The sequence below is a fragment of the Marmoricola sp. Leaf446 genome (genome assembly GCF_001424755.1).
Classification (GTDB): Bacteria; Actinomycetota; Actinomycetes; order Propionibacteriales; family Nocardioidaceae; genus Marmoricola.
The window spans coordinates 1,497,402-1,505,525 of sequence record NZ_LMRF01000001.1; the positions used below are offsets into that span (position 1 = coordinate 1,497,402).

Genomic DNA, 8,124 nt, shown 5'->3' on the forward strand with positions numbered 1-8,124 from the left:
GCGCGGCCGGCGGTCTTGAAGGCCAGGTTGAAGCCGACGACGGCGGGGCTGGCGCTGGAGTCGACGCCCAGCTGCTCCTCGGTCACGGCGTGCACCACGAAGTAGTAGCGGTGGACCTGGTCGCCCTCCGGCGGGGCCGCCCCGGTGAAGGCGAGGGTGCCCGCGTCGTTGCGGCACATGAAGGCACCGCCCGGGAGCGAGGCGCCCTCGGCACCGGCTCCGGTGTCGAGCGAGGTGGTGTCGGCCGGGAGGTCGACGAGGACCCAGTGCCAGAAGCCCGACGGGGTCGGGGCGTCGGGGTCGAAGCAGGTGACGGTGAAGCTGCGGGTGCCCTCGGGCGCGCCGCTCCAGCTCAGCTGCGGGGAGGTGTCGCCGGCGGCGGCCACCTGGGCGTCGGCCAGCGGCTGGCCGTCGGCCACGTCCTCGCTGGTGACGGTGAAGGAGGGCACGCTGGGGAGCAGCTCGTAGGGGTCGGGGTGCACGGGTCGGTCCAGGCTCATGGCCCCGAACATAGTCCGCACGGTGGCGGGGGTCGGGGCGAACGACGGGACGCCTCACAATGGTGTGCGTGAACGGCTCCGTCACTCCAGCGACCACCCCACCGGCCGACCGTCCGACGTACGCCGTGGGGCTGCGGCTCGCGGGCCGCCGCGTCCTCGTCGTCGGCGGCGGCAACGTCGCGCAGCGCCGGGTACCGACGCTGATCGCGGCCGGGGCCGACGTCCACCTGGTCTCCCCGGAGGTGACCCCGGCGATCGAGGGGCTGGTGGGGTCGGGGGAGATCACCTGGTCCGAGCGCGGCTTCGACGACGGCGACCTCGACGGGGCGTGGTACGTCCTGGCCGCCACCGACGACGCGGCCGTCAACGCCCGCGTCTGCGAGATCGCTGAGCAGCAGCGGCTGTGGTGCGTGCGCGCCGACGACGCCGAGGAGGGCACCGCCTTCACCCCGGCCGTGGGCACCCACGACGGCGACCTCGTCGCCGTGATGGCCAGCACCGCGGCCGACCGCGATCCCCGCCACCACGCCGCCCTGCGGGACGAGATCGTCGCCGCGATGCGCCAGGGAGCCGTGGCCGCGCGCCACCACCGCGAGCGGGTGCCGGGCGTCGTGCTCGTCGGCGGCGGTCCGGGGGACCCCGAGCTGGTCACCATCGCCGGTCGCAAGGCGCTGATGGACGCCGACGTCGTCGTCGCCGACCGTCTCGCGCCGCGCGAGCTGCTGGCCGAGCTGCCCTCGAGCACCCGCATCGTCGACGTCGCCAAGCTGCCCCGCGGCCGCTCGGCGCTGCAGGAGGAGATCAACCGCGTCATCGTCGAGGAGGCGCTGGCCGGTCGCCGCGTGGCGCGGTTCAAGGGCGGCGACAACTTCGTCTTCGGCCGCGGCTACGAGGAGATCCAGGCCTGCGAGGCCGCCGGCGTGCCGGTCACGGTGATCCCCGGCATCAGCAGCCCGATCGCGGTCCCCGCCATCGCCGGCATCCCGGTCACCCACCGCGGCGTCACCCACGAGTTCACCGTGGTCAGCGGCCACCTGCCCCCCGGCCACCCCGAGTCGCTCGTCGAGTGGGAGGCGCTGGCCCGCCTCACCGGCACCGTCGTGCTGATGATGGCGGTCGAGAACGCGCCCCACATCGCGGCGGCCCTGCTCGAGGGCGGGCGACCCGCCGGCACCCCCGTGGCCGTGGTCTGCGACGGCTCGATGCCCACCGAGCGCACCGTGCTCACCACGCTCGGCGGCCTCGCCGACATGCTGGTGGCCGAGCGGGTGCGCCCGCCAGCGATCATCGTCGTCGGCGACGTGGTCGCCGTCGCCCGTCCCCAGCACTTCGCGGGCCACCTGCTCCCGGGCACGCAGGACGCCTGAGTGGCCTCCTTCACCGAGGTCACCGACGCTGCCGACCCGGTGCTGGCCGACTACCGCCACCTGCGCGACGTCCAGCTGCGGCAGTCGCTCGAGGCCGAGCACGGCCTGTTCCTCGCCGAGGGCGAGAAGGTCGTACGCCGCGCCGTGGAGGCCGGCTACCAGCCGCGGTCCTTCCTGATGGCGCCGCGCTGGCTCGACGGGCTGGCCGACGTGTTGGAGCAGACCGACGCGCCCTGCTACGTCGCCCCGGAGGCGCTGACCGAGGAGGTCACCGGCTTCCACGTCCACCGCGGCGCGCTGGCCTCGCTGCACCGCCGTCCGCTGCCGAGCGTCGCCGAGGTCCTCGCCGGCGCCCGCACCGTGGCGGTGCTCGAGGACGTCACCGACCACACCAACGTCGGGGCGGTGCTGCGCAGCGCGGCCGCGCTCGGCGTCGACGCGGTGCTGCTGGCCCCGCGGTGCGCCGACCCGCTCTACCGTCGCGCCGTCAAGGTCGCGATGGGGGCGGTGTTCAAGGTCCCCTGGACCCGCCTGCCCGACTGGCACGACGCCCTGCCGCAGCTGCACGACGCCGGGTTCACCACCGTCGCCCTGACCCTGGCCGACGACGCGGTCGAGCTGGAGGCCGCCGTCGCCGACCTCGACCGGGTGGCGCTCGTGCTCGGCTCGGAGGGCCACGGGCTGTCGGCGCGCTGGCAGGAGTCGGCCGACGTCCGGGCCGTGGTGCCGATGCGGGCCGGTGTCGACTCCCTCAACGTCGCGGCCGCGGCCGCCGTCGCCTGCTACGTCACCGTCCGCCGCTGAGCCGGTCCATCCCCGCGTAGTCCGAGACGAGACGCACCGTCCTGGGCCCGCGAACGGTGCGTTTCGTCTCGGACTACGCGGTCAGCCGCGCGCCAGGGAGGCGAGCTCGTCGAGCGAGGCGTTGCCGCCGCTGACGACGACCGCGGAGACGGCCGGGGCGGCGGGGCGGGCCAGGAGGGCTGCGAGCGACGCGGCGCCGGCGCCCTCGGCGAGGGTGTGGGCGTCGGTGGCCAGCACCCGGGCGGCGGCGTCGATCTGGTCGTCGGTGACCAGGACGAAGTCGTCGAGACCGGCGGCCAGCACCGACTGCGGCAGCGCGTAGCCCGCGCAGGTCGCCAGGCCGGCCACGCGGGTGCGGCACGGGGCGGTGACGAGGGAGCCGCTGCGCCAGGAGTCGTGGGCGGCCGGGGCGGCGGCGGACTGGACGCCGACGATCCGGCAGTGCGGCGCGACCGCGTCGCGGACCAGGCAGGCGCCGGCCGCGCTGGTGCCGCTTCCGATCGGCACGAACAGCACCTCGAGGTCGGGGTGGGCGCGGAACAGCTCGAGGTGGAGCGTGGCGTGGCCCAGCACGATCGCCGGGTCGTCGCCGGGGGAGACCCAGCGCAGCCCGTCGCGCTCGGCGAGCAGGCGGGCGTGGGCGGCCGAGGCGCCCAGGTCGGGGCCGTGGACGACCACCTCGGCGCCCAGGGCGGCGACCGCGTCGCGCTTGACGGCCGGGGCGGAGGTCGGCATCACGACCACGGCGCGGGTGCCGGCCAGCCGGGCGGCGTACGCCGTGGACTGGGCGTGGTTGCCGGTCGAGGCGGTGACCAGGCCGCGGCTCACCTCCGACGGGGTCAGCGACGCGGCGAGGTTGACCCCGCCGCGCACCTTGAAGGCGCCCGTCGGCTGCACGTTCTCGTGCTTGACCACCACGCGACCACCGACCCGGCGGTCCAGCACGGGGTAGGACCACGACGGCGTCGCCGGCAGGTGCCGGGCGACCACCTCGGCGGCCCGCAGCACACCGTCGAAGTCGATCGTCGAGGGGGCGAGCAGCGGGGTCGCGGTCATGCGACCAGTCTCGCGTCGTGGGCACTGATCGGTCCAATAGACGTGGTGGGCCCCAACCATCGCTGTCGTCGATAGGATGGCCACGTGCTGGACGTACGCCGCCTCGAGGCGCTGCTCGCCGTGGCCCGGACCGGGTCGGTCTCCCGGGCCGCCGAGGAGCTGCACTACGGCCAGCCGACGGTGTCGCACCACCTGCGCCGGCTCGAGGCCGAGACCGGGGCGGTGCTGCTGCAGAGGGTCGGTCGTGGCGTGCGCCTGACCGCCGAGGGCCGGCGCCTGGCCGACCGGGCCGAGGAGCTGCTGGGCCTGCTCCAGCGCGCCGAGACCGAGCTGGCCGACGCGACCACGCTGCGCCACGGCCGGGTGCGGCTCGCGGCGTTCCCCTCGGCCACCGCCACGCTGGTGCCCCGGCTGCTGGCCGCCCTGGCCGACGAGGCGCCCGGGCTGGTGCTGGAGCTGACCGAGGCCGAGCCGCCGGAGGGGATCGCGATGCTGCGCGCCGGCGAGGCCGACCTGGCGCTCGCGTTCAGCTACCCCGACCGCGAGGAGGACCCCCGGCTCGCGGTCACCGAGCTGCTCGACGACCCGCTCTTCCTGGTCACCGACGCCCGCCGGGCGCCCGACGGGCCGCTCCGCGACCTGGGGGCGTACGCCGGGGCGCGCTGGGTCACCGGGTGCGAGCGCTGTCGCAGCGAGCTGCTCGTGCTGTGCGAGGCGGCCGGCTTCGAGCCCGACGTGGTGTTCGCGACCGACGACTACGTGGCCGTCCAGGCGATGGTGGCGGCCGGGCTCGGGGTCAGCCTGCTGCCGGGCCTGGCGCTGCAGGCGCACCGCCACGCGGGCGTGGTCGTCACGCCGGTCCCCGACGCCCACCGACGGATCCACGTGCTGGGCTACGGCCAGCCGCCGCTCCCGCCGGCGGTGGCCCGGGTGGTCGCCGCGCTGGTGGCCGTGGCCCGGGAGCCCGCGGGGTCGGCCGGGGCGGGTCAGTCCTCGTCGGCCGCGGGGGAGGCCACGGCCGGCCAGCCCTCGGGGTAGTCCTCCGCCTCGGCCTCCATCTGCTTGCGCAGCCGCTTGCGCGCCTTGGCCGGCACCCGGTCGCCGAAGACGGTGCCCAGGGTGTGGTCGGTCTCGTGCTGCAGGCAGCGCGCCAGCAGGCCGTCGCCCTCGTAGGAGACCTCGGCGCCGTCCAGGCCGGTGCCGGTGACCCGGGCCCAGTCGGGCCGGGGGCACTCGACGAAGGCGCCGGGGTAGGACAGGCAGCCCTCGTCGCCGTCGTCGAGCCGGCGATCGCGCCCCACGGGCAGGCCGACCTCGGGGTTGCACACCACGCCGCGGTGGATGACGCCGTCCTCGTCGGGGCAGTCGAAGACGAAGACCGCGAGGTCCACCCCGATCTGGCAGGCGGCCAGCCCGACGCCGTCGGCGGCGTACATCGTCGCGGTCATGTCGGCCACGAGGCGGGCCAGCTCCTCGTCGTGGGCGGTGACGGGCTGCTGGCGGCGGTGCATCACCTCGGTGCCCCAGCGCACGATCGGGCGGACGGTCCCGCCGGTCGGCAGCTCGGCCGAGGTGGGGGCCACGGGCAGGTCGCTGGTGTCGCGCATGGGCCGGATCCTATGCGTGAGCCGCGACACGAGACGCAGGTGTGGCGCTGTGTGTAACTCGCAGTTACATTATCGGCATGGCCACCAGCAAGGACAAGCAAGCCCCCGCCCGCCCGAGCACCCGCCTCCCCTGGACGCTGCTGCGGGCCGGCGGCCGCCACGGCCTCGCCGAGAGCGAGACGCGCGACCCGATCGGCCTGGCCGTCGCCGCGCTCAACCGGCTCGCCTCCTCCGAGCTGCTCGACTCCCTCGGGCTCCGCAAGGCCAGCCAGCAGACCGTCTACCGGGTCACCAGCGCCGGGTTCCGCACCGCCGGCACCGTCGGGCGCCAGTTCGCCCGGGCCGGCAAGGCGACCCGCGGGCAGCGGGTGCCCGCCGCCGCCTCGACCGGCCAGTTCGACCTGACGCCGGGCGAGGACGAGCAGATGCTCGCCGACGTCGTCGCCGAGTTCGCCGCCGAGGTCGTCCGCCCGGCCGCCTCGGCGGCCAACGAGGAGTGCGCCGCGCCCGCGGAGCTGCTCAAGGCCACCCTCGAGATCGGCCTGCCGATCCTCGGCGTGCCCGAGGAGCTCGGCGGCATCGCCACCGAGCGCTCGGCCGTGGCCGGGGTGCTCGTCCACGAGGCGCTCGCCCACGGCGACATGGGCCTGGCCGTGGCGGCGCTGGCCCCCGGCGCCGTGGCCACCGCGCTCTCGCTCTACGGCACCGACGAGCAGCAGGCGACCTACCTCCCGGCCTTCACCGGCGACGAGGTCCCGGCCGCCGCGCTGGCGCTGGCCGAGCCCACCGCCCTGTACGACGCGATGGCGCCCGGCGCCACCGCCGAGCGGCGCGGCGACACGATCGTGCTCAACGGCGTGAAGTCCGGCGTCGTGCGCGGTGCCGAGGCCGAGCTGTTCGTCGTGGGCGCGACCCTCGACGGCGAGGCGCGGCTGTTCCTGGTCGAGTCGCGGACCGACGGCATCACCATCGAGTCCGACCCCTCGATGGGGCTGCGCGCCGCGAGCCTGTCGCGCCTGCTGCTCGACGACGTCGAGGTGGAGGAGATCGCGCTGCTCGGCGACGCCGAGGACTACCGCGCCTGCGTGCGGTCCTCCCGGCTGGCCTGGTGCGCCCTCGCGGTCGGCACCGCCCAGGCCGTGCTCGACTACGTCACCCCCTACGTCAAGGAGCGCGAGGCGTTCGGCGAGCCGATCGCCCACCGGCAGTCGGTGGCCTTCATGGTCGCCAACATCGCCATCGAGCTCCAGGGCATGCGACTGGTCACCTGGCGCGCCGCGAGCCGCGTCGCGCAGGGCGCGACCGCCGCGCGCGAGGTCGCCCTGGCCCGCAAGCTCTGCACCGAGCACGGCATGCGCATCGGCCTCGACGGCGTGCAGCTGCTCGGTGGCCACGGCTTCGTCAAGGAGCACCCCGTCGAGCGGTGGTACCGCGACCTGCGCGCCATCGGCGTGATGGAGGGAGCGGTGCTGGTCTGAGGCCCGCCCGCCCCCGACCCGCCGACCGACCCGCTCGCCGACCACCCCCGGACACCAGGAGAACCCCGTGATCAACCTCGAGACCCCCAAGAAGGTCCGCCCCCTCGTCGACCAGGCCCACCAGGTCGCGATGAACATGCTCCGGCCGATCTCGCGCAAGTACGACGAGGGCGAGCACCAGTACCCCAAGGAGCTGGACATGCTGGCCGCCATGATCGACGGCATCAGCGAGTCCGGCGCCACCGGCGGTGCCGGTGCGGCCGGCGTACGCCGCGACGAGAAGCCGCAGGAGAAGAAGGGCAACAAGAACGGCGCCAACCTCGCCTCGGTGCTCTCGGTGATGGAGATGTGCTGGGGCGACGTCGGGCTGCTGCTCTCGATGCCCCGCCAGGGTCTCGGCAACTCCGCCATCGCCTCGGTCGCCGACGACGAGCAGCAGGAGCGCTTCGCCGGCACCTGGGCCGCGATGGCCATCACCGAGCCCGGCGTCGGGTCCGACTCCGCCAACATCAGCACCACGGCGACCAAGGACGGCGACGAGTACGTCATCAACGGCGAGAAGATCTACGTCACCTCCGGCGAGCGCGCCGACAGCGTCGTGGTGTGGGCGACCCTCGACAAGTCGCTCGGCCGCGCCGCCATCAAGTCCTTCGTGGTGCAGAAAGGCACGCCCGGCATGCGGGTCGAGCGCCTCGAGCACAAGCTCGGCATCCGGGCCTCCGACACCGCGGTCATCATCTTCGAGGACTGCCGCGTCCCGGCCGCCAACCTGCTGGGCTCGCCCGAGGTCGACGTCAAGCAGGGCTTCGCCGGCGCCATGGCGACCTTCGACAACACCCGGCCGCTGGTCGCCGCGATGGCCGTGGGGTGTGCCCGCGCCTCGCTCGACCTGACCCGCAGCATCCTGGCCGACGCCGGGGTCGAGGTCGACTACGACAAGCCGGTCTGGCTGCAGCCCGCCGCCGCCGCGACCTTCCTGCAGCTCGAGGCCGAGTGGGAGTCGGCCTACCTGCTGACGCTGGAGTCGGCGTGGATGGCCGACAACCGCAAGCCCAACTCCAAGGAGGCCTCGATGGCCAAGGCCAAGGCCGGCCGGATGGGCTCCGAGGTCACGCTGCGCTGCGTCGAGCTGGCCGGCACCCTGGGCTACTCCGAGGCCGAGCTGCTGGAGAAGTGGGGCCGTGACTCCAAGATCCTCGACATCTTCGAGGGCACCCAGCAGATCCAGCAGCTGATCGTGGCCCGCCGCGTCCTGGGCCTGACCTCCGCGCAGCTGAAGTAGCGACCGAGCCGCGCGCGGCGGGGAACGGGG

The 8,124-nt window shown here is 74.9% G+C and carries 8 protein-coding genes; 5 read left to right on the forward strand and 3 right to left on the reverse strand.

Translation table 11 applies throughout. The annotated features are described in order from the left end of the window. Nucleotides 1-500 (reverse strand): YbhB/YbcL family Raf kinase inhibitor-like protein (locus ASG49_RS07115; protein ID WP_056539964.1); only part of this gene is annotated, 500 nt, incomplete at its 3' end. A gap of 68 nt (nucleotides 501-568) precedes the next feature. Between ASG49_RS07115 and cobA the strand changes: the two genes are divergently transcribed. Further along, a complete protein-coding gene (gene cobA / locus ASG49_RS07120) occupies nucleotides 569-1,867 on the forward strand; it encodes a uroporphyrinogen-III C-methyltransferase (RefSeq protein ID WP_235561937.1) in 1,299 nt (432 codons plus the stop codon). Then, nucleotides 1,868-2,671 carry an RNA methyltransferase gene (locus ASG49_RS07125; RefSeq protein WP_056538893.1) on the forward strand — a complete coding sequence of 268 codons (804 nt, stop codon included), beginning with the start codon at nucleotides 1,868-1,870 and terminating at the stop codon, nucleotides 2,669-2,671. A gap of 81 nt (nucleotides 2,672-2,752) precedes the next feature. Here ASG49_RS07125 and ASG49_RS07130 read toward each other — a convergent pair whose 3' ends face one another. Next, nucleotides 2,753-3,727 carry a threonine/serine dehydratase gene (locus tag ASG49_RS07130; protein WP_056538896.1) on the reverse strand — a complete coding sequence of 325 codons (975 nt, stop codon included), beginning with the start codon at nucleotides 3,725-3,727 and terminating at the stop codon, nucleotides 2,753-2,755. An 84-nt stretch (nucleotides 3,728-3,811) separates the two neighbouring features. Here ASG49_RS07130 and ASG49_RS07135 point away from each other — a divergent pair, with 84 nt between their 5' ends. Further along, the gene (locus ASG49_RS07135) at nucleotides 3,812-4,765 is read left to right on the forward strand and encodes a LysR family transcriptional regulator (RefSeq protein ID WP_056538899.1); all 954 of its coding nucleotides are present in this window, start codon (nucleotides 3,812-3,814) and stop codon (nucleotides 4,763-4,765) included. On the opposite strand, the gene def is transcribed toward ASG49_RS07135, so the two are convergent. Beyond that, nucleotides 4,714-5,334: a peptide deformylase gene (def, locus tag ASG49_RS07140; protein WP_056538902.1), complete on the reverse strand. Its 621-nt coding sequence runs from the start codon at nucleotides 5,332-5,334 to the stop codon at nucleotides 4,714-4,716. The genes ASG49_RS07135 and def overlap by 52 nt on opposite strands. Before the next feature lie 77 nt (nucleotides 5,335-5,411). Between def and ASG49_RS07145 the strand changes: the two genes are divergently transcribed. Beyond that, nucleotides 5,412-6,812 carry an acyl-CoA dehydrogenase family protein gene (locus ASG49_RS07145; protein WP_082533840.1) on the forward strand — a complete coding sequence of 467 codons (1,401 nt, stop codon included), beginning with the start codon at nucleotides 5,412-5,414 and terminating at the stop codon, nucleotides 6,810-6,812. Between the two features lie 67 nt (nucleotides 6,813-6,879). After that, nucleotides 6,880-8,094 (forward strand): acyl-CoA dehydrogenase family protein, encoded by a 1,215-nt coding sequence (locus ASG49_RS07150; RefSeq protein ID WP_056538905.1) that lies wholly within the window; start codon nucleotides 6,880-6,882, stop codon nucleotides 8,092-8,094. Nucleotides 8,095-8,124: the final 30 nt, after the last annotated feature.

Coding starts and splice junctions, on each gene's coding strand:
- ASG49_RS07130 (WP_056538896.1), bottom strand. CDS start 3,727: ATGACCGCGACCCCGCTGCTCGCCCCCTCGACGATCGACTTCGACGGT.
- def (WP_056538902.1), bottom strand. CDS start 5,334: ATGCGCGACACCAGCGACCTGCCCGTGGCCCCCACCTCGGCCGAGCTG.
- ASG49_RS07145 (WP_082533840.1), top strand. CDS start 5,412: ATGGCCACCAGCAAGGACAAGCAAGCCCCCGCCCGCCCGAGCACCCGC.